Here is a 19,587-nt window from a genome sequence, read left to right on the forward strand (position 1 = left end):
GTATAAAATTCGTTTTATTATTGTTACTTTAATTTTTCTCTTTTCTTGCTTTGCTTTAGCTCTTAAAATAGGACTTGATTTTTTACCTATGGAAGATGATAGCGAATTTCAAGTTTTTATTGAAAGCAAACAAGATCTTAGTTTAGAAGCTATGAAAGATAAGTCTTTAAAAATCTTAGAACAAATTAAAAAAGATAAAAGAGTTGATTATGCTTATTTATTAGTAGGTTATAATGATGCCAAAGAAGCATCAAAGGCAAAAATTTATATCAAATTAAAACCTTTAGAAGAAAGAAAAGAAAGACAAAAAACTATCATTAGTCAATATAGGGCGTTATTAAAAGATAATGATCTTAATATTAAAGTTTTGGAAATTCCAAAAATAGATGGAGCAGGTATTGATGATCCTGTGCAATTTTTAGTTTTAGGAGATGATTTAAACAAAATAAAAGAAGCCACCCTAAGAGTAAAACAAGTTTTATTACAAAATAAAGCTATAGTAGATATAGATGATGATTCTAATTCTAAAAAAGCAGAAATAGCACTTTTCATCAATCAAGAAAAAGCTAAACTTTTAAATGTAAATCCTTATTATATTGCTGAAATTCTAAAATATTCTTTTAATAATCTAATTATAGGGAGTATGGATAGAGCCAATTCAAAAGATGATATTGTCATAAGTTTAGATCCAAAATTTAAACAAGATATAGATTCTTTAAAAAAAATACACATTAAAAACAATCAAGGTGTAGATCTTGATCTTTCTAGTGTGGTAGATTTTTTATATAAAGAAGATGTTAAATCAATTCATCATTACAATAAAAATCGCAGTATTAAAACTACAGCAGGAGTTAATAATATTTCATTAGGAGAAGTTCAAAATTTAATTCTTAAAAATATAGATTTTATTTTAGGAAAGAACAATTTAAACTATGCATTTTCTGGCTTTATTAATCTTTTAGGAGAAACAATTAATGGCTTTATTTTTGCTATTACTTTAGGCTTTATATTAATTTATCTTGTATTAGCAGCACTTTATGAAAGTTTAATTTTACCTTTAATTATTATGATTACTATGCCTTTAGCCTTTGGTGGAGCTTGTCTTGGACTTTTTATCACTGGACATAATTTTTCTCTTTTTGTTTTAATTGCTATTATTTTACTTTTTGGTATGGTAGGAAAAAATGCTATTTTACTTGTGGATTTAGCCAATAAAAAATGTCACGAAGGGTTAGATCCTGATGAAGCTTTAATTTTTGCTGGAAAATCAAGACTTAGAGCAATTTTAATGACAACTTTTGCTATGATCTTTGCAATGTTACCCCTTGCTCTTTTTAAAGGCTCAGGTTATGAAGCAAACTCTCCTATGGCAATTAGTGTTATTTTTGGACTTATAAGCTCAACTCTTTTAACTTTGCTTGTTGTTCCTGTATTTTTTAAAACTTGCTTTAATTTAGATCTAAAAATAAGAAAAATTTATGAAAGAAAAAAACTGCTTTAAAGCTAAAGCATTATTTTTCTTTAAATTTTAAGGCAATTTTTGCTTGAAGTTTAAGCCAGTCTTTTTGAAGCATTATAGGAAAACCTCCATAAACTTTTCCTCCTTCAAGGTTTTTACTAACTCCTCCTCTTGCTGCAATAGTAGCAAAATTTCCTATTTTTAAATGCCCACTTGTTGCACTTTGTCCGCCCATTATAACATTACGCCCAAGCTCACTAGAACCAGAAATTCCACTTTGTGCTACTATAATGCAGTTTTCACCTATATGGCAATTATGACCTACTTGAACTAAATTATCTATTTTTGTTCCTTTTTTAATAATTGTGCTATCAAAAACTGCACGATCTATAGTTGTACAAGCACCAATTTCTACATAATCTTCTAAAATTACATTACCATTGTGATAAATTTTAAAATGTTCTCCATTTTTATTATGCGCATAACCAAATCCATCGCTTCCTATAACACAATTTGCAAGCAAGTGGCATTTTTTACCTATTTTAGTATCATTATAAATTACAACATTAGGATGGATGATAGTGTCATCTTTTATCTCTACATTATCTCCTATGTATGCTCCTGCCATAATAATAACATTTTCTCCTATAAAAATATTATTTCCAAGATATACATTTGGCATAATCTTAGCACTTTTTGCAATTTGTTGTTTTTTTTCTTTAACATCTGAAATTAAATTATTAGCAAAAAGTTTGCTTAAAAAAGCAAAATGAAGATGCGCATTAGGACTTATTAAAACTTTTGTATGCTTAGGAACTAAATGCTCATATTCTTTTGCTATTAAAATAGCACCAGCACCTGTATTTGCAATATCTTTAATATTTTTTTCCCCATCACAATAAGTAAGCTCCATAAAATTAGCCCTTAATAATGAATTTAAAGATTTAATCTCTAAATCCTCACCTTTATAATCCAAACTTAAAAAATTAGCAATTTCGCTTAATTTCATTTTAACCCCTTTTTATAATCAACCATTAAATTCAACACTTTCAAATCTTGGCTTTTCAGCAAATGAAGATTTATCTTTTAAAAAAAGAACTTCACACATTCCTACTGGTCCATTTCTATTTTTTCCTACAATAATTTCAGCATTTTCTTGTAAAGGATTTGGCATAAAATTTCTTTGATAAGTTTTTCCTTCGGCTTTAGCTTTATTTTCTCTTTCTTTTTCTTCTTGTTCTCTATAAACTTCATCTCTATATACAAATAAAATTGTATCAGCATCTTGTTCTATCGCCCCACTCTCTCTTAAATCACTTAACATTGGACGTTTATTGGATCTATTTTCTAATGAACGATTTAATTGAGATAAAGCGATAATTGGAATATCAAGTTCTCTTGCTAAAAGTTTTAAACCTCTTGAAATTTCACTTACTTGCAAATGTCTGTCATTAAAATTAGAATTACTCATCATAAGTCCTATATAATCTATCACACAAAGCTTTATTCCTTCTTCTTGTGATTTAAGGCGTCTTAAAATGGCTCTTACATCTGTAATTGTTATATAACCGCTATCATAAATATAAAACTTTTTTTCTATATAATCATTGCAAGCATCGCCTATACGATCCCATTCATTATCATTTAAATCTGCAGTAATAATTTTTTGCAAAGGAATAGAAGTTTTTGCAGACAACATTCTTTGCATAATTTGAACCGCTGGCATTTCAAGTGAAAACATTACCACTCCATTGTTTTGTCTTAAAGTTTTTTCTATAAAATTTAAGCACAAGGTTGTTTTACCCATACCGGGTCTTGCTGCAACAATAACAAGCTCTCCACCTTTAAAACCTTTAGTCATAGAATTAAGCTCATCAAATCCTGTATCAAGTCCTATTAATCCTTTATTTTCTAAACTTTTTTGCTTTTTAAATTCTTCTAAAAGCTCGCTCACAACAATCTCTGAACTTTTAATATCATTAGAATTGATTCTATTTGTCAAATTAAAAATTTCTTTACCGATTTCATCAGAAATTTCGCTAACAGGACGCTCTTCATTGATACGACTTGGTAAAAGATAGGCAAAATTTAAAAGTTGTCTTTTAATTGATTTTTCTTTAAGTTCATTTACATAAGCCACTAAATCGATCATAGTTGGCGTTGCTATAATTTCATTTAAAACATTCTCATCGATATTTTTATTGTATTTTTTAATAAAACTTACACTAATAGGGCTATTGGCATTTACACAAGCAATAATAGCTTTAAAAATATCTTGATGGGCTTTTAAACTAAAGTCTTTTATCTCAATATCTCCGGCTATACTAGCATAAGCATCTTCGCTATATAAACAAGTACTTAAAATAGCTCTTTCTAAATCTAAATCAAAATATTCTTGATTTTTCATAAATTTTTAACCTCTAAAAATAACTTTGTATTAAAATTTTAACAAATTAAAAATAAATTTATACGAAATTAATACAAATTTAATTAACATTATCCCTTTTTATTTTCAAAATTAAAAGGAGAAAAAATTTGAAAAAAATATTATTATCTTTCTGCTTCATCCCGTTGTTTTTAAGTGCAGCAGATTTTAACCAAGGTTTTAGTGGAAATATTTCATTTGGGTTTGGCATTAGAGATATCAAAAGCAATCTTTCGCCTTTAGCTAATCGTGATTATATAAATAGTCTTAATGAAAATCCTCATTCTAGCGCCGAAGCAAGTTTGCTTTTAGGATTTGAACTTTATTATGGTGGTTTAATTGACAACGATAGACTTTTTCTAAAAAACTATAATGGAAGAGATATTAGTGGAATTTCTTTAGGTTATGAAAGATCATATTTGGAAAAATTTACCTCTTCTTTAGCATTTGTTAGCTCATTAAGAGAAAAAGCTTACGCTAATCCTTATCTTATAAAACAAAATAGAGAAGAAACTGGTGTTAGTAAATTTGGTATTAAACTAGGAACAAGTTATGAAATTGATGCTTTACAAAATATAAATTTAAGCTATCTTTTTGCAAAAAATAAAATTGATCAAGAACTCATTACGCTTAATTCTTTAAAACGTGATGGATATTTTCATCAAATTGAACTAAAATATAATTATTCTTTCTTTAATGCAGGGATAAATTATGACTATAATGATGCAGATGGTAAAGCACAAAGCTTCTCAAGATACGGAATAAGCGCTGGATTGAATCATCCTTTTATGCAAGATTATATTTTATCTCCTGAAATAGCTTATAATAAAATAGAAGCTAAAAAAATTAATCCACTTTTTAATCAAAAAGCTTCTGGAAATGAGATAAAATTTAATTTAAAGGTTGTTAAAAATAATTTCTTAGACAAAAAAAATCTTTATTCATATGCTACTTATATTCTTAAAAAAGAAAATAACGATATTAGTTTTTATGATGAAACCTATCAGATATTTTTAGCCGGAATTGGTTATCGCTTTTAAAAAATAAGCTTGAATGAATTTCAAGCTTTAAAATACAATAGTTTTATTATTATAAATAAAAACTCTATCTTCAAAAACCAAATCAAGAGCTTTAGACAATACATTTTTTTCTATAACTCTACCTATTTTTTGCATTTCTTGCCAAGTATATTCATGATTAACAGGTAAAACATCTTGAGTAATAATAGGCCCCTCATCAAGACAATCATTTACAAAATGAGCTGTGGCTCCAATAATTTTTACCCCTCTCTCATAAGCCTGCTTATAAGGATTTGCTCCGATAAATGCAGGTAAAAAAGAATGATGAATATTAATAATTTTTTCCTCATAACATTTAACAAAATAAGGTGATAAAATTCTCATATATTTTGCTAAAACCAAATAATCAAAATTATAATTTTTTAAACAAGATAAAATTTCTTTTTCTTGTTCATCTTTGCTTTTATCAGTTGTAGAAAATGTATGATAAGGAATATTAAATTTTTCTACTAATGGTTTAAGAATATCGTAATTTGAAATCACAGCTTTAATATTGGCTTCAAGTTCATTGCTAAAATGTTTTATAAGCAAATCTCCTAAACAATGACTTTCCTTTGTTACAAAAATAATAATATCTTTTTTTCTTTTTTCATAAAGTTCGATAAAAGAATCACAAGGCATTATTAATTTTAAATTATTAAGCAATTTTTCCTTATCAAACTCCCCCTCTAAAAGTCCTCTAAAAAAGAACATTTCTTCATTTACAAATTCGTCATTTTTAATAATATTAATATTATTTTCAAAAAGAATTTGAGAAATTTTATAAACCAAACCTTTTTGATCTTTGGTGCTAATTTTTAAAATATATTTCATAATCTAATCCTTTTGTAGATATTTTAAAAGTTCTTTTTCTTTTTCTTTTTGTATTAATTCTCCTAAATCCTTTCCGTTTAAATTGCTTTTAAAAATTTTATCCATATCAATATTGATTGCAATTTTTTTATCATATACTTTTAACTTTTTTGCTCTTTTTATTCTTTCTTTATTCCAAAGACCAAGCCAAGAATTTAAAGGCTTTTTTAAGGCAATTTTTAAAAGCTCAAAATCACTTATTTCACCTTCAAAATACTCTTCTTTTACCTTTGATAATAATTCTTTTTTTAACTTACTTTTTTTAAAAAACTCATTGAAATCAATTTTAAAATGATTTAAGTAAAGATATAAAAATAAAGCCTCATCTTTAATAAATTCTCTAGTATTTTCAAGCAAGCTTTTAAATTGATCATCATTGAAATTATGAAAAAAAATTTTTTTTTCTAAATTTAAATCTTGTATGTATTTATAACCCAATGCTAAATTTTTTGCTTTAAAAAATTTATAAAGCTCTGCATTAATACGCCCCAAATTAAGATCACTTATATCCATCTCTTTCATCAATTCTAAGCTTTCTTTGGCAATGACAAAATTAAATCTTGCTGCAAAAACAATAGCTCTTAAAATTCTTAAACTATCTTCTTTAAAACTTTTAGCATCTATGTGTCTTATAGTCTTATTTTTAAGATCTTCATATCCACCATAAAAATCTAAAAATTCCCCATTAAAAATATTAATCATTAGAGCATTGAAAGTAAAATCTCTTCTTCTTGCCCCATCTTTTTCTATTTGACAAATTTTAACATCAAAGCCTCTATGACCTTTTGAAATTTTATTTTCATATCTTGCTAAAGCCAAATCATAGTTTTTATATTTATAAACAAAAAAACTTTTACCAAAACCATTGGCTCCTAGTTTTTGCATTATTTCATCAAATTGATGACAAGTAAGATCATAAAGTTCTATATCATAATCATTTAATGGAAGATTTAATAATAAATTTCTTACACTTCCACCTACTAAATATGCTCTTTTGGTATAAGGTTTTAAAAAATTTACTATAAAATTAATATCAGGATTATTTTTTAAGTTTATCTTCAATTTTTGCAAGTAAAAACTCTAAAAAATTTATCGTTAATATTAATTTTTGCTCTACTTTATCTTTTTTTACACTATTTAATCCCTCAAATAAAACCAAAATTCTTTCTCGTAAATTTTTTAAAAAAATATCATCTTGATAAGTTGAATTTTCCTTTTTTTCTAATGCATCTTTTTCTATTTCTTGTATATAAGAATAAGCTTCATCAATTTGTGGAATATTTTCTAAAAAATTATTATTTTCTTGATTTGTTTGTAGTTTTTTTTCATTTTGAAATTCTTTGGTTTGTTCTTTTAAAATATCATTTTTAATTTCATTATCTTGTTCTTGTATAGAAATTTCTTCAACGCTAGGAAATTCTTCTTTAAATCCTTTAGTATGAATTTCATTTAATTTATTTTGAATATTTAGTTCTTTTTGCTGTTCTTCTAAAATACTTTTTTGTCTTTCTTTTTCTTTAATTTCTATACTAATTTCATCAATTGTTTTTTTAGCTAAATCTTCAATATTCATATTTTTATTAACCACCTTTTAAATTCATTAATTTCTTCTTCACTTTGCATCATAATAAAAAAATCAAGCATTTGGGTATTTAAATCTGTATGTTTTGATCTTAATCCACTAAGCCTACGTATAGCATCAATAGCATTTTGATTTTCTGGATCACTTTTTAATATATTTTTATAAATTTCTAAAGCCTCATTTTTAAGACCTTGTGCTTCATAAATAGAAGCTTCAGTAACGGTATTTTTTTTCATAGATCATCTTTTGATATTGTTTTTTTAATTTAAATATTTTAGCAAAAAGAGTTATTACAATCAAGCAGATAAAACAGAAAGTATGGCGCGCTCGAGAGGATTCGAACCTCTGGCCTTTTGAACCGCAATCAAATGCTCTATCCAGCTGAGCTACGAACGCAAAATAAAAATGAAAATTATATATAAAAAATCTTAAAAATAGCAAAAATTTATTTCTTTTTTTTTAAATAATCATCAAATTCAAGCTCTTTAACTTTCTTGCTTTTGTAGTATAACAAGCCAAAAATTAAAATAAAACAAATGCTAAAAAATATATATAAGGTTCCATAAGGATTATTTTCTAAAAAAAGATTTTTTGTATTCATTCCAAAAAAACCTACTATAAGATTTAAAGGAAGAAAAATCACAGAAAGCACACTTAAGAGATAAATATTTTTATTCATTGTTTCATTTTTAATAGAGCTTGATAAAATATAAAGTGCATCAAGATGCGAAAGATTATCTTTAATGCTATTTATAAGAATATCAACATTTAATAATAATAATTTTAAAGTTTTTTTCAAAAAAAGATGATTATTTAGAAGCATTTTTAAAGAATCTTTTAAAAGTATCAAAAATTTTAAATTTTTATTAATTTTTTGCTTTAAAACGAAAGATTTCTTTAAAAAATTCTTAATAGAATTCCCTTTTAAAATCATATTTTCTTTATATTCAATGATATTTTGAAATTGAGTATTTTGCTTTTTTATATTTTCTAAAATTTCTTTAAATAAAGAAGTAAAATCTTCTATTTTAAAAGGTATAAATTCTTCATTATTTTTTAAAAAAAGAATATTTTTATCCTCAAATGAAAAAACTTTTAATTTCTGATCAAAATGTAAAATAAAAATTTTTTGCTCTCCAAAATCAGTATAAAGTGTTTCTAAATTTTTATTTTGCAAAATTTTCTTTAAATTTTCGTTTAGCACTGCACACCTCTTAAAGAATAAAATTCTTTTTTAAATTTAGAAAAAGAATTTGAAAGAATTGCTTTTTGAGCATCTTTAACAAGAGTTAAATAATAATGCAAATTATGCAAGCTTGCCAAACGAAAAAAAGTTAATTCTTTTGATTTAAAAAGATGATTTAAGTATCCTCTTGAATAATTTTTACAAGTATAGCAAGAACATTTTTCATCAATAGGACTATGATCATTTATAAATTCCATTTTTTTAATATTAAATTTCCCAAAAGTAGTAAAAAAAGTTCCATTTCTTGCATTTCTTGTTGGCATTACACAATCAAACATATCAACCCCTCTTTCTATGTTTTCAACCAAGTCTTCAGGGGTTCCTACCCCCATTAAATATCTTGGATGTTTTTCATCCATAAAAGTTGTAACATTTTCAACTGTTTCATACATAAGTTTATTTTCTTCACCTACACTCAAACCCCCAATAGCCAAACCATCAAATTCCATTTCATTTAAAGCTAAAGCACAACGTTTTCTTTCATTATGATCTGTTCCACCTTGCACTATGCCAAAAATATTCTGTCCAATTCCTATTCCATTTTCTTGTTGTAATTTATGATATTTTATAGATTCTTTTGCCCATTTTATTGTTCTATCTACCGAAAGTTGTATTCTTTTAAGATCGGCTGGTAAAGCTACTAAATCATCTAGTATCATCATAATATCTGAATTAAAATCATATTGAGTATCAAGCACACTTTTTGGGGTAAAAAAATGTTTGCTTCCATCAATATGGCTTTTAAACTCTATCCCCTCTTCACAATGCTTTGAATTTTTACTTAAAGAAAATGCTTGAAATCCACCACTATCTGTTAAAAAGCTTTTAGTAAAACCACTAAAATGATGTAATCCTCCAAAATTTTTAATCACACTGCTTGTAGGACGCAAATATAAATGATAAGTATTTGCTAAAATAATTTTAGCATCAAGTAAATCTAAAAGATCCTTAGCATCAAGACTTTTTACAGCTCCAAGCGTTCCAACTGGCATAAAAATAGGCGTCAAAAAAGAACTATGAGTAGTTTTAATCTCACAAACTCTTGCATTTTGATCTTTATGTTTTAATTTAAATTCCATTTGCTATAATTTCCTTTTTTGGAGTGAAACAATGAATCATATTTTAATAATTATTGATGGTATTTTAGCAAAGCATTTCTTAGAAAGGCTTTGTTTTGAAAAAGGATTAAACTTTTTTTTTACCATTGTTTATCAAAACGATATAAATATTGATTTAAATATAAATAATGAATATTTAGAATTTCATAAATTTGATCCTACTAGCACAGCTAGACTTGAGCTTATTATGACAAAAGATTACAAACAAGCTTTAATCTATATGGATAATGAATTTGATACTAAAAAAACTTATGAAAGCTTAAGATCTTTAAATTTGCAATTAGAAATTAATATTATGGATTTTTGGGGACTTGTTATCAACGATGAACAATGTAAAATTGTTGATGCAAGAAGTGCTTTAAGTAGAAGATTTTTAGATTTTTTACCTGATGTTGCTCTTACGGCTCAATATATAGGACTTGGACTTGGTGAGATTATGGAGATTAAAATCCCAGTAGGTTCTATTTTTGCCTATAGACACATAGGTTTTATCCAGCAAAAAAGATGGCGCATTGTTTTAGTTTATAGGAATTCAAAAATACATTTTGTAAAACCAAGTTTTATACTCTATCCAAATGATAGTATTTTGATAGTAGGAGATCCTGTAGTACTTCAAAGTGTTTTTCATAATATACGCGGGAATCTAGGTCAATTTCCAGCACCTTTTGGAAACAATATTTACTGCATTATTGATATGAAAAATATGAGTTTATTAACACAAGAAAGACTTATAGATACGCTCATTGCCTTTAGTCAAAAAACCAATAGTCGTAAATTTTTCTTAAGAGTTATTAATCCAACTATTAATAGCATTTATGAAAAAATAAAAAAACTCATAGATGTATCAAGTAAGAATGAAGAAATATTTTTTGATTATAAGAATACAGATTTTAAAAATCTTAATTCTTTTTTAGAAAATAATGATGTTGGAATGTTTATTACTGATCATAAATATTTTGAAAAAGAAAAAAAGAATTTTTTTGAACTAAAAATTCCTATTTTAAAAATTGGAGATACAGATTTTAATAATTTAAAAGAATGCGTGATTTTAAGCTCTGATGAAAATGAATTAGAAAATCAAGCTAATGTTATAGTAGATTTAAGCAAATTGCTTAATTTTAATGTGAGTTTTTATTATTATAATCCTATACAAGAAAATGTAAATTCTATGGAAGAGTATTTTGAGAGTCTTTCAAAACTCTATGATAAAAATATTTTAATTATCAATAAAAAAGACGAAAATCCTATTTTAAGCTTGCAATATAGAAATGATTTATTGCAATTTATTAGTTTTGAGCCTGAGTTATTAAAAAATAGTTTATCAAGAAATTTAAGTACTAATTTTAATAAACACTATAAAAAGATGAGTAGAAATTATCAACTTTTTATTCCTATAAGTTAAAAAATGCAAATAGACATCAAATTAAAACAAAATTCTTATAAAGTTTTTATTAATGAATTAGAAAAACTTAATCTTGATACTAAAGTTGTTTTGCTAAGTAATGCTAGAATTTTAAATCTTCATCTTAAAACTCTAAAAAGCAAAATAAAATGTAAAGAACTCTTTATCATCGGTATAGAAGAAGGCGAAGAATATAAAAATTTACAAACAGTAGAAAAAATTTTAAATCAAATGTTTGCATATCGCATTGATAGAAAAAGCGTTTTGATTAGTTTTGGCGGAGGAGTTATTTCTGATATTGGAGGTTTTGTTGCGAGTATATATCAAAGAGGAATTGAATTTATCAATATTCCAACCACTCTTTTAGCCTGTGTGGATGCTTCTGTTGGAGGTAAAACAGGGATTAATAATCAATTTGGAAAAAATCTCATAGGTAGTTTTTATCAACCAAAAGCTGTTTATTGTCAAAGCGAATTTTTAAAAACCTTAAATGATAAAGAGCTAAGTTCTGCTATGGCAGAAGTTATAAAAATGGCTTTGAGTTTTGATGTTTATTTTTTTAGATTTATCCAAAATATCGATAAAAAGCTTTTTTTATCAAGAGATGATGAGTTGCTTTCAAATATCATTCAAAAAAGCATAGAAATTAAAGCTAAAATTGTATCAAAAGATGAAAAAGAAAATCATTTAAGAATGATGCTTAATTATGGTCATACTTTTGCACATATAATAGAAAATCAAACTTTTTATAAAAAATATTTACACGCAGAAGCTGTAAGCATTGGGATTCATATGGCAAATATTTTAGCCTATCATTTAAATTTTTTAAAAAAAACACAAATTCAAGAAATAAATCAAACTTTGCAAAAATTTGATTTGCCTATATTTTATAAAATACCTAATATAAATACCTTTTATCAAAGCTTTTTTCTTGATAAAAAAACCAAACAAGAAAAAATAAATTTTATTTTATTAAAAAAGATAGGAAAAGCTATTATTAAAGATGATATAGATAAAAATATCATTTTAAAAAGCTTAGAAAGTTTTATATGAAAAAAATACTTTATTTATTAATTTTAGTTTGTTCTTTTGTTTATAGTCAAAATGCTACAATCAATACTATCAATAAACAAATTGAAGAACTTAATTCTTTAATCAATAAAAATGTGTGGAATATTCATTATGAAAATTTTAACAAATATCAAGAAATCAATAATGAACTTATAGTTTTAGATTCTTTATTAAAAAAAGATGATTTAAAATTAGAGCAAAAAGAAGAAATTAAAAAAAAGATTTTTTCACTAAAAGAACAACTAAATCTTTTAAAAGATTATAAAGATTTTAATTTTGCTAAAATTTTGCTTGTTCCTCAAAATATAGAAATATTACCAAAACTTACCAATCCTTTAGAGATTATTAATGCCTTTTCTCATATAAAAAAATTAAAAAACGAAAAAGAAGAATATATTTTTAAATTTAATAATTTTAAAAATTTAATTGATACCATCAAAGAAAAAAATACAGATCTAAAAGAGCTTGTAAAATTTAACAATAGTAAAGAAAATATAAAAGAATTAGAAAAATCTAACAAAAAATTAGAAGAATTTGAACAAGCTTTGCAATTTGTTTCTGTTTCGTTTTTGGTTTATGAAAAAAAAATCGATGAAGAAATTTTTCGTGTTCAATCTGAGATAAAAGAACAAAGCTTAAAAGCTTTAAATCTTATTATTGCTATTATCATAGTAATTGTTATATCGTTTTTGTTAAAAATGATTGTTAAAAAATATATTAAAGATAATGAACGCTATTATACTGCAACTAAGATTATTAATGTTATTAATGTCAATATTATATTATTTATTTTACTTTTTGTTTATATAGAAAATATTTCTTATTTAATTACTATTTTAGGTTTTGCCTCTGCTGGATTAGCTATTGCAATGAAAGATATGTTTATGTCTATGCTTGGATGGTGTGTAATTATATTTGGTGGAAGTTTTCGTGTAGGGGATCGTATAAGAGTAACATACAATAATGAAATTTATGTTGGAGATATTATAGATATTTCTCTTTTAAAAATTACACTTTATGAAGATATCACTCTTGTAACTTACACAGATAATAGACGTGCTGGAAGAATTATTTTTATACCTAATAACTATGTTTTTACAGAGCTTATATCAAACTATACGCATCATGGTATGAAAACCATTTTTGATGGTATTGATATTACTCTTAGTTTTGATTCTAATCTTGAAAAAGCTCAAAAAATTATTGAAGAAATCGTAATTAAACATTCTAAACCTTATACAAATTTAGCTAAAAAAACTTTAACTAAACTTCAAAATACCTATAGCATTAAAAATCCTCAAGTAGGACCTAAATTTTTTACTTTTTTTGAAAACTATGGCATGAGAATTTCTGCGTGGTATATGACAAATTCCTATGCAGCTTTAACACTTAGAAGTACATTATGCAAAGAAATTGTTAAAGAATTTAATAAACATAAAGATATAAAATTTACTTATCCAACTCAAAATATTTATTTTCCTTCTAAAGAGGATATTTTAAAACATTCTAAGGAGAATTTTTGAAGGAAAAAATTTTTATTAAAACATTTGGTTGTCGTACCAATATTTATGATAGCGAACTTTTAAAAAAATATATTAAAGATTATGAAATTACCTATAAGGAAGATGAGGCTAAGATTATTATTATTAATTCTTGCACAGTTACAAATGGAGCTGATAGCGGGATTAAAAACTATATTCATAATCTACAAAGAAAAGGAATAAAAATCATTTTAACAGGATGCGGTGCTTTTAGCAAAGGCAAAGAACTCTTTGACAAAAAACAAATTTTTGGAGTTTTAGGAGCATCTGAAAAAAATAAAATTAATGATTTATTAAATACTAAAAAAAATTTTTATGAAATAGGAAATTTAAATTTTATAGATAAAGACATAGTAAGCAAATATGAACATCATACAAAAGCTTTTATAAAAATCCAAGAAGGATGTGATTTTAATTGTAGTTATTGCATTATTCCAAGTGTTAGAGGAAAATCAAGAAGTGTTAAAGAAGATATTTTATTAGAACAAGCTAAAATACTAGCCCAAAATGGCTACAATGAACTTGTATTAACAGGAACTAATATAGGAAGTTATGGTTTAAAAGATCAAACAAGCCTTGGAAAACTCTTGCAAAAATTAGGAAAAATATCAGGGATTAAACGTATTAGACTAGGTAGCCTTGAACCTGCTCAACTTGATGAAAGTTTTTTTGAAATTTTAGATGAAAATTTTATTGAAAGACATTTGCACATAGCCTTACAACACACAAGTGAAACCATGCTTAGAATTATGAGACGCAGATCTCATACAAAAAATGATCTTGCTTTATTTCAAAAACTTTCCTCTAAAGGTTTTGCACTAGGAACTGATTTTATAGTAGGTCATCCTGGAGAAAGCGAAGAAATTTGGCAAGAAGCTTTAGCTAATTTTAAAGAATTTAATCTTACTCATATTCATGCTTTTGTTTTTAGTCCAAGAAATAACACTCATTCGGCAACTTTAAAAAATACTATAAATGGTCAAATTGCAAAAGAAAGATTAAATATTTTAAAAAATATAGTTAAAGAAAATAATTATAATTTTAGAAAAAATCATAAAAATACAAAACTTGAAATTTTAGTAGAAAATAAAAAAGACAATATCTTTGAAGGCTATGATCAATTTTTTAATAAAGTAAAAATTCATTCTTTTAAAGATATTTCAAAAGAATGGTTAAGTGTTAAAAATTATAATATTAAAGAAGAATATAATGAAGTTATTTTAAGGCATAATTATGAAAAATAAAAAAATTATTTTTATATCTTTGGCTATTTTGTGTTTATTATTTGTTATTTTATATTTAAAAAATGAAGTAAAATTTATAGATAAAGAGTTATATCAAAGCTTTCTTGATCAAAATTTAATACAAAAAGCTATTATTGATGAAAATGAAATTTTTTTAAAAGTTAAAGGAGAAAATTATGCCATCATAAAAGATGGTGTGGATATAAAAGAACTTTTAAATAAAGTTCCAATAGAAGTTGAAAAAGAAAATTATTTTTTGCTTATTTTAATTTTAATTTTAATTTTTGCCCTTTTATTTTTTATCTTACTCTCTAGCAAAAAAAAACAAAACTTTAAAATACAAAATCATCAAGAACAAAATAGAAATTTAAATACAAACTCTTGGGATATTAATATCAAACCCGTTATTTCAAATATAACTTTTAACGATGTAGCAGGTGTTAATGAAGTAAAAACAGAACTAAGCGAATTAGTTGATTTTTTAAAAAATCCTAAAAAATATAAAGAATTTGGAGTAAAAATGCCTAAAGGGGTTTTAATGGTAGGACCCCCTGGTGTTGGTAAAACTCTGATTGCAAAAGCTGTGGCAGGAGAAGCTGGGGTTCCTTTTTTTTATCAAAGCGGATCTAGCTTTGTTGAAATTTATGTTGGAATGGGAGCAAAGCGTGTAAGAGAGCTTTTTTCTAGAGCTAAAATGATGGCGCCAAGTATTATATTTATTGATGAAATTGATGCAGTTGGAAAAACAAGAGGAGAAATGTCTAATGTAGAAAGAGATAGTACACTAAATCAACTTTTAACCCAAATGGATGGTTTTGAAGATAATAGTGGCGTTATCGTAATTGGTGCTACAAATAAAATAGAGCTTATGGATAGTGCTCTTCTACGCTCAGGACGCTTTGATAGAAGAATTTTTTTATCTTTGCCTGATTTTAATGATAGGCTTAAAATTTTAGAAATTTATATGAAAGATAAAAAAAATGAAGCAAATTTACAAAAAATTGCTAAAGCAACCGTAGGATTTAGTGGAGCTGGACTTGAAACTTTGGTAAATGAAGCTGCTATTAACGCATTAAGAAGAAATTCAAATCAAGTAAGTGAAAATGATTTTTTTGCCGTATTAAATAAAGTCCTTTTAGGAAAAAAGAAAATATTAAGTTTTAATGAAAAAGAAAAGAAAATTCAAGCTACCTATCAAGCTGCAAAAGCTTTAAGCGCATATTACTTTGATATAAAATTTGAAAAAATTACCCTTATTGAAGATAGATTTAAAGAGTATGAAAATAATATAAAATCAAAATCAGAACTTTTTAATAAAATAAAAGTTTATTTAGCAGGCTCGTGTGCAATGGAGCTTATTTACAATGAAAACTATACAAATTCACAAAATGACTTTTTAAAAATTAAAGAAATTCTTGATTTCATGATAAGTTTTGATATGATAGAAGACAGCTCTTTAAAAAAACAAAAAGAAGAAATGTATGAATTTTTAACCCCTATGAAAGAAAAAATTTCAAAGCTTTCATCCATTTTACTCGAAAAAGAAAAACTAGAATATGATGATATTAAAGAAATTATAATGATTTAATCATCATATTCTTTATGTAAAATAGTTCCATTAAAATCTATTAAAACTTTTATATTATTAACAAGTTTAATTTTATAATAATTAATTTTTTTTTCTATTTCTTTTGCTTTTATATTTTTAAATTCATTTTTGACAATACTAGCTATATTTACAGGCAAAATATCTAAATCCAAAGGAGTAATTTTAGCTTCTATCTCTCTCCAAGAACCATCACTAGAAAATTCAAGCTCTGTTCCATCGCTTAAATAAACTTCATAGGAATTTTTATCTTGCTGAACTATACCCACCGGAGCTTTAAAATATTTTTTTATAAATTCCTTTGAATTAGGAGGCAAAGAATCAAAGGAAATAATCATATCAGCTGATAAATAGCTAAATAAAATTAATGATATAATAATACTTTTAGTTTTCAAATTATAAACCCTAAATTCAAAATTTCTAAAGTATATTTTTTATTTGTGAATTTTTTGTGAATTTTTACAATAAGGAGTCTTTTTGTTTGTATTTATTTTAATATTTATAAATATTTTATTTTTTATTTTAATTCCTTATTCTAGTTATGATATATTTGGACTTAATATTTTATTTTTTAAAGAAGACTTTTATTGGCAAATTTTAAGCTCGATGTTTTTACACGCTGATTTAACACATTTAATTTTAAATATGATTGTTTTATTTCAATTTGGACTTATTTTAGAAAAACAAATCAAAGCTTTAAATTTTATTTTATTGTATTTTATAGGAGGTATGGCAACTTCCATCTTAAGCCTTTTTTATATTTATTTTGCGTATATTTATTTTAATCAAACAATCAATCTTATAGGCGCAAGTGGAGCAATTTGCGTATTAATGGGTTATTTTGCTTTTTTAAATAAAAATAGCACAAAAGGACTTATTGTAGCTCTTTTGCTTATGAGTTTTGTTCCTTTGCTTATGGGTATTAATATAGCTTGGTATGGGCATATTTTTGGATTTGTTTGTGGATATATTTTTGCAAAATTAAAAAATAATTTTAAAATATTTAAAAAATATTAAAAAAGAGAAAAAATGGCAACGAAAATTTTACTTTTAGAAGATGATTTATCCTTAAGCGAAATTATAAAAGAATTTTTAGAAGATGAAGGCTATGAAGTTATACTTTGTGATAATGCAAATGAAGCTTTAAATTTAGCATATGAAAAAAATTTTGATCTTTGGATTTTGGATGTAAAAATTCCTCTAGGAGACGGCTTTTCCTTGCTTAAAGAACTAAGAAATTGCGGAAAAAAAACTCCAGCTATTTTTATGACTTCTTTAAACACCTTAGCTGATTTAAAACAAGGTTATGATTCAGGATGTGATGATTACATACGCAAACCTTTTGAGCTTGCTGAACTTAGCATCCGCATAGAAGCATTGCTTAAAAGAGCTTTTTCTCATAAAAAAGAAGATTTTGAAGAATTGGGAAATGGTTTTAAATTTGCATTAAAATCACAAATTTTATATCAAGATGAAAAACCTTTATCTTTACCTAATAAAGAAATCAAACTTTTAGCCTTTTTATTAAAAAATAAAAATCATTTTATAAAAACCGAAACTATTTTTGAAGAAATTTGGGGATATGATGAAGAACCAAGTGAATTAAGTCTTAGAGTATATATTAAAAATTTAAGAAAGCTTTTAGGAAAAGAAAAGATTATAAATCAAAGGGGTAGAGGTTATAGTTATGTCGGAGAATAAATCAAGTAAAAAAGTGATTTATCAAATCTTATTTATCTATCTTACAACAACAGGAATTTTTTTAGCATTCTTCTTTACTCTTTGGTATCAAAAACTTTATGAAGAATTGATAATTTTACAAGGAAACAATCTTAAAGAAATTCATAGAAATATTGTTATTAATATTATAAATTCTAAATTTATTCCTATCGAACAAAGCTCTAAAAATATAGCTGATTCATCAAAACTTAAATTTGCTATTTTTGATAAAAATCAAATTTTTTTCGATAATTTAGATTTTAATTTATCAAAAGCCAAAGCTAAATTTAAAGGAAGGGGAATTGAAAATGGAAAAGTATTTTTCGAAGCAAAAATGAATTCAAATAATTATTATTTAATTAATAAAAATAACGAAATTGACAATGAAGAAAATGCTCTTAAAATCATCATACAAGGAAATGATATAAATCAAGAATTATTATGGATTAGAATTAAAGTATTAATTTGTGCCATTTTTGCTTTTTTACTTCTTGCTATTATTGCCTATTTTTTAGTAAAAATAGCTCTAAAACCATTAGATGAAAAAATTAAATTTTTAAATCGCTTTATTAAAGATTCTACTCACGAAATCAACACTCCATTAAGCGTTATTTTAATGAGTATAGAACAACTCCAAAAACAAAATATAGAAAATAAGAAATTTGAACGCATTAAACTTGCAGCTAAAACCTTAAATCAGGTATATTCTGATTTAGTCTATTATAACTTTGAACACACCCTCTCCAAAGAAAAAGAAGAGCTTGATTTAAAAAAGCTCATTTGTGAGCGTTTAGAATATTTTAAACCTTTTTTAGAGCAAAAAAAAATAACACTTATAAGTAAATTAGAAAAAAGTTTTATTTTTGCTAATAAAGCTCAATTTGTAAAACTTTTTGATAATCTTTTAAGCAATGCTATAAAATATAATAAAAAAAATGGAAATATCAATATTTGTCTTAAAGAAAATTTTTTAAGTATTAATGATAGTGGTATTGGCATAGCTAAAGAAAATTTAAAAAATATTTTTGATCGCTACGCAAGATTTAATCAAGATCAAGGTGGTTTTGGCATAGGACTTTCTTTGGTAAAAAAAATTTGCAAAGAAAATAATATATCAATTTCTTGTACTTCAGATGAAAATATAGGAACTACTTTTACTTTAAAATGGTAAAGTTTTATTTGCTTAAATGAGCTTTTTCTTTTATTTCTACTATGGAATTAAGTATTTTAATAAATTCTTTCT

The 19,587-nt window shown here is 24.9% G+C and carries 19 protein-coding genes and 1 tRNA gene; 10 read left to right on the plus strand and 10 right to left on the minus strand.

All coding sequences use genetic code 11. The features are described 5' to 3' along the window. The coding region (locus tag JG677_RS03510) for an efflux RND transporter permease subunit (RefSeq protein ID WP_200285197.1) at positions 1-1,501 on the plus strand (1,501 nt) is incomplete at its 5' end. A 10-nt stretch (positions 1,502-1,511) separates the two neighbouring features. Here JG677_RS03510 and lpxD read toward each other — a convergent pair. Further along, on the minus strand, positions 1,512-2,468 hold the full coding sequence (gene lpxD / locus JG677_RS03515; RefSeq protein ID WP_200168965.1) for a UDP-3-O-(3-hydroxymyristoyl)glucosamine N-acyltransferase: 957 nt from the start codon (positions 2,466-2,468) through the stop codon (positions 1,512-1,514). A gap of 18 nt (positions 2,469-2,486) precedes the next feature. Then, a complete protein-coding gene (locus JG677_RS03520) occupies positions 2,487-3,866 on the minus strand; it encodes a replicative DNA helicase (protein ID WP_200168964.1) in 1,380 nt (459 codons plus the stop codon). A gap of 128 nt (positions 3,867-3,994) precedes the next feature. On the opposite strand from JG677_RS03520, the gene JG677_RS03525 reads away from it, so the two are divergent. Further along, a complete protein-coding gene (locus JG677_RS03525) occupies positions 3,995-4,924 on the plus strand; it encodes a DUF2860 family protein (protein ID WP_200285198.1) in 930 nt (309 codons plus the stop codon). Between the two features lie 27 nt (positions 4,925-4,951). Here JG677_RS03525 and purU read toward each other — a convergent pair whose 3' ends face one another. The 7 genes from purU to tgt form a co-directional block, all read right to left on the minus strand. After that, on the minus strand, positions 4,952-5,776 hold the full coding sequence (gene purU / locus JG677_RS03530) for a formyltetrahydrofolate deformylase (RefSeq protein ID WP_200168962.1): 825 nt from the start codon (positions 5,774-5,776) through the stop codon (positions 4,952-4,954). A gap of 3 nt (positions 5,777-5,779) precedes the next feature. Further along, positions 5,780-6,886 (minus strand): CCA tRNA nucleotidyltransferase, encoded by a 1,107-nt coding sequence (locus JG677_RS03535; protein WP_200285199.1) that lies wholly within the window; start codon positions 6,884-6,886, stop codon positions 5,780-5,782. After that, the gene (locus JG677_RS03540; protein ID WP_200285200.1) at positions 6,855-7,388 is read right to left on the minus strand and encodes a CiaD-like domain-containing protein; all 534 of its coding nucleotides are present in this window, start codon (positions 7,386-7,388) and stop codon (positions 6,855-6,857) included. Before JG677_RS03540 ends, JG677_RS03535 begins: the two co-directional genes overlap by 32 nt. Beyond that, a complete protein-coding gene (locus JG677_RS03545; RefSeq protein ID WP_200168959.1) occupies positions 7,385-7,633 on the minus strand; it encodes a hypothetical protein in 249 nt (82 codons plus the stop codon). Before JG677_RS03545 ends, JG677_RS03540 begins: the two co-directional genes overlap by 4 nt. 83 nt (positions 7,634-7,716) lie before the next feature. Beyond that, positions 7,717-7,793 (minus strand) — tRNA-Arg (locus tag JG677_RS03550). 49 nt (positions 7,794-7,842) lie between these two features. Beyond that, positions 7,843-8,601 (minus strand): magnesium transporter CorA family protein, encoded by a 759-nt coding sequence (locus JG677_RS03555; RefSeq protein ID WP_200285201.1) that lies wholly within the window; start codon positions 8,599-8,601, stop codon positions 7,843-7,845. Next, on the minus strand, positions 8,595-9,722 hold the full coding sequence (gene tgt / locus JG677_RS03560) for a tRNA guanosine(34) transglycosylase Tgt (RefSeq protein WP_200285202.1): 1,128 nt from the start codon (positions 9,720-9,722) through the stop codon (positions 8,595-8,597). Before tgt ends, JG677_RS03555 begins: the two co-directional genes overlap by 7 nt. Before the next feature lie 31 nt (positions 9,723-9,753). Here tgt and JG677_RS03565 point away from each other — a divergent pair, with 31 nt between their 5' ends. From JG677_RS03565 to JG677_RS03585, 5 genes are read left to right on the plus strand one after another with little or no spacing between them, the layout of a single operon-like run. Beyond that, entirely contained in the window at positions 9,754-11,163 is a 1,410-nt protein-coding gene (locus JG677_RS03565; protein ID WP_200285204.1) for a COG3400 family protein, read from the plus strand. A 3-nt stretch (positions 11,164-11,166) separates the two neighbouring features. Continuing rightward, positions 11,167-12,216, plus strand: coding sequence for a 3-dehydroquinate synthase (aroB, locus tag JG677_RS03570; protein WP_200285206.1), 1,050 nt, complete (start codon positions 11,167-11,169; stop codon positions 12,214-12,216). Continuing rightward, positions 12,213-13,757, plus strand: a complete 1,545-nt coding sequence (locus tag JG677_RS03575; protein ID WP_200285208.1) for a mechanosensitive ion channel domain-containing protein — start codon at positions 12,213-12,215, stop codon at positions 13,755-13,757. Before aroB ends, JG677_RS03575 begins: the two co-directional genes overlap by 4 nt. Further along, positions 13,754-15,019 (plus strand): tRNA (N(6)-L-threonylcarbamoyladenosine(37)-C(2))-methylthiotransferase MtaB, encoded by a 1,266-nt coding sequence (mtaB, locus tag JG677_RS03580; RefSeq protein ID WP_200285209.1) that lies wholly within the window; start codon positions 13,754-13,756, stop codon positions 15,017-15,019. The genes JG677_RS03575 and mtaB overlap by 4 nt, the downstream gene beginning before the upstream one ends. Then, positions 15,009-16,607 (plus strand): AAA family ATPase, encoded by a 1,599-nt coding sequence (locus JG677_RS03585; protein WP_200285212.1) that lies wholly within the window; start codon positions 15,009-15,011, stop codon positions 16,605-16,607. Before mtaB ends, JG677_RS03585 begins: the two co-directional genes overlap by 11 nt. On the opposite strand, the gene JG677_RS03590 is transcribed toward JG677_RS03585, so the two are convergent. Then, complete coding sequence (locus tag JG677_RS03590; protein ID WP_200169133.1) at positions 16,604-16,963, minus strand: PepSY-like domain-containing protein; 360 nt, start codon at positions 16,961-16,963, stop codon at positions 16,604-16,606. The two genes, JG677_RS03585 and JG677_RS03590, sit on opposite strands and share 4 nt — an antisense overlap. Before the next feature lie 139 nt (positions 16,964-17,102). On the opposite strand from JG677_RS03590, the gene JG677_RS03595 reads away from it, so the two are divergent. From JG677_RS03595 to JG677_RS03605, 3 genes are read left to right on the plus strand one after another with little or no spacing between them, the layout of a single operon-like run. Then, a complete protein-coding gene (locus JG677_RS03595) occupies positions 17,103-17,642 on the plus strand; it encodes a rhomboid family intramembrane serine protease (protein WP_200168951.1) in 540 nt (179 codons plus the stop codon). Between the two features lie 12 nt (positions 17,643-17,654). Then, positions 17,655-18,326: a two-component system response regulator DccR gene (dccR, locus tag JG677_RS03600; protein WP_200217160.1), complete on the plus strand. Its 672-nt coding sequence runs from the start codon at positions 17,655-17,657 to the stop codon at positions 18,324-18,326. After that, positions 18,313-19,515, plus strand: coding sequence for a sensor histidine kinase (locus JG677_RS03605; RefSeq protein ID WP_200285214.1), 1,203 nt, complete (start codon positions 18,313-18,315; stop codon positions 19,513-19,515). Before dccR ends, JG677_RS03605 begins: the two co-directional genes overlap by 14 nt. Positions 19,516-19,587 lie beyond the last annotated feature (72 nt).

The organism is Campylobacter sp. TTU-622 (genome assembly GCF_016598965.1).
Classification (GTDB): domain Bacteria; phylum Campylobacterota; class Campylobacteria; order Campylobacterales; family Campylobacteraceae; genus Campylobacter_D.

Coding starts and splice junctions, on each gene's coding strand:
- aroB (WP_200285206.1), top strand. CDS start 11,167: ATGCAAATAGACATCAAATTAAAACAAAATTCTTATAAAGTTTTTATT.
- JG677_RS03605 (WP_200285214.1), top strand. CDS start 18,313: ATGTCGGAGAATAAATCAAGTAAAAAAGTGATTTATCAAATCTTATTT.
- purU (WP_200168962.1), bottom strand. CDS start 5,776: ATGAAATATATTTTAAAAATTAGCACCAAAGATCAAAAAGGTTTGGTT.
- JG677_RS03520 (WP_200168964.1), bottom strand. CDS start 3,866: ATGAAAAATCAAGAATATTTTGATTTAGATTTAGAAAGAGCTATTTTA.
- dccR (WP_200217160.1), top strand. CDS start 17,655: ATGGCAACGAAAATTTTACTTTTAGAAGATGATTTATCCTTAAGCGAA.
- JG677_RS03565 (WP_200285204.1), top strand. CDS start 9,754: ATGAATCATATTTTAATAATTATTGATGGTATTTTAGCAAAGCATTTC.
- JG677_RS03545 (WP_200168959.1), bottom strand. CDS start 7,633: ATGAAAAAAAATACCGTTACTGAAGCTTCTATTTATGAAGCACAAGGT.
- JG677_RS03540 (WP_200285200.1), bottom strand. CDS start 7,388: ATGAATATTGAAGATTTAGCTAAAAAAACAATTGATGAAATTAGTATA.
- JG677_RS03590 (WP_200169133.1), bottom strand. CDS start 16,963: ATGATTATTTCCTTTGATTCTTTGCCTCCTAATTCAAAGGAATTTATA.
- tgt (WP_200285202.1), bottom strand. CDS start 9,722: ATGGAATTTAAATTAAAACATAAAGATCAAAATGCAAGAGTTTGTGAG.
- JG677_RS03575 (WP_200285208.1), top strand. CDS start 12,213: ATGAAAAAAATACTTTATTTATTAATTTTAGTTTGTTCTTTTGTTTAT.
- lpxD (WP_200168965.1), bottom strand. CDS start 2,468: ATGAAATTAAGCGAAATTGCTAATTTTTTAAGTTTGGATTATAAAGGT.
- JG677_RS03585 (WP_200285212.1), top strand. CDS start 15,009: ATGAAAAATAAAAAAATTATTTTTATATCTTTGGCTATTTTGTGTTTA.